This window comes from Humibacter antri, from assembly GCF_054777235.1.
The window spans coordinates 1-1,521 of sequence record NZ_BAAHAW010000056.1 but is presented as its reverse complement, the minus strand read 5'-3'; the positions used below and the strand labels follow the sequence as shown (position 1 = coordinate 1,521).

1 protein-coding gene is annotated in these 1,521 nt (G+C 65.1%); it reads left to right on the top strand.

Annotated features, from left to right (window positions below):
- Positions 1–53 precede the first annotated feature (53 nt).
- On the top strand, positions 54–1,451 hold the full coding sequence (locus ACYVDK_RS18245) for an IS1380 family transposase (protein WP_460524429.1): 1,398 nt from the start codon (positions 54–56) through the stop codon (positions 1,449–1,451).
- The last annotated feature ends 70 nt before the right edge of the window (positions 1,452–1,521 follow it).

Here is a 1,521-nt window from a genome sequence, read left to right as displayed (position 1 = left end):
AAATAGGACTTGTCTAAGGTTCCGTTTCGCCTGATAAGAGAGGCATCTCGCGGATGCAAGTTTCTCACGTCGCCCGGCCCGCTGTCGCATTGTTTGATGACCCGAATCTCGTGTCGGCCGCGGGCGTGCTCCCGATCGTCCGCCTTGCCGAGAAGGCGGGCCTGCGCAGCCTCGCCGATCAGTGGTTGAGTATCCCGACGGACAAGGGCGCGAACGCCGGGTTGAAAGTCTCCTCGCTGGTAGCGGGGATGGTCGCGGGCGCGGACTCGATCGATGACATGGCGGTGCTGCGTCACGGTGGCATGCGTCGCCTGTTCACCTCGGTCTACGCACCCTCAACGTTGGGATCGTTTCTGCGCTCGTTCACCTTCGGACACGTCCGCCAACTCGACGCTGTCGCGTCTCGGTTGTTGATCAGCCTTGCCGGTGAGGCCCCAATCGTGCCCGCGCCCGCAGACAGCCAGATGGTGTTCGTTGATGTCGATGACACGATCGTTCAGGTCCACGGGCCGAAGAAGCAGGGCGCCGGATTCGGATACTCCGGCGTCCGCGGCCTCAACGCGCTCCTCGCGACGGTATCCACCGAGAACACCGCTCCGGTGATCATCGGCCAGCGGCTCCGCAAAGGCGCGACCGGATCCCCGCGCGGCGCAGCCCGGATCGTCGCCGATGCGTTGAAGACCGTCACCCGACTCCCGGGAATGGACACCGCACCGGTGTTGCTGCGCGCGGATTCCGCCTACTACGGGCACGCGACGGTGGCCGCGGCCCGCAAGGCCGGCGCGGACGTGTCGATCACCGCCCGGCAGGATCCCGCGGTGAAACGCGCGATCAACACCATCCCCGAGACCGCCTGGACGAAGATCCAGTACACCGACGCGATCTACGACCCAGACACCGGCACCTGGACCTCTAACGCGGAAGTCGCCGAGATCCCCTTCACCGCATTCTCATCGAAACCGAAGAAGGACCGCATCGAGGGACGCCTGGTCGTCAGGCGGATCCCGGAGCTGAACAAGAAGAAGCTGTCCCAACCAACCCTGTTCGACACGCACCGGTTCCACGCATTCTTCACCACCAGCACACTCGACACCGTCACCGCTGACCAGGTCCACCGTCGTCACGCGATCATCGAGCAAGTCAACGCAGACCTGAAGAACTCAGCCCTCGCGCACCTGCCCTCAGGGATCTTCACCGCGAACGCCGCCTGGCTCGTCCTGGCCGTCATCGCGTTCAACCTCGCGCGCACCGCCGCGACCATCACCGGCCCCACACTCGCAAAAGCAACGACCGCGACGATCCGCCGGACCCTCGTCAACATCCCCGCACGGATCGCATCCTCCGCACGACGCATCACACTGCACCTGCCCGACCAGTGGCCATGGGAACTCGCATGGACCGCGCTGTTCGATCACGTCGGCGGGTCACCACCAACAGTCGCGACACCCTGACCACCCAGCCAAGCAGGCGCAACCAGGACACCAGTGGAACACCCGGGCAGACAGGCCCGACGCTCAGCCG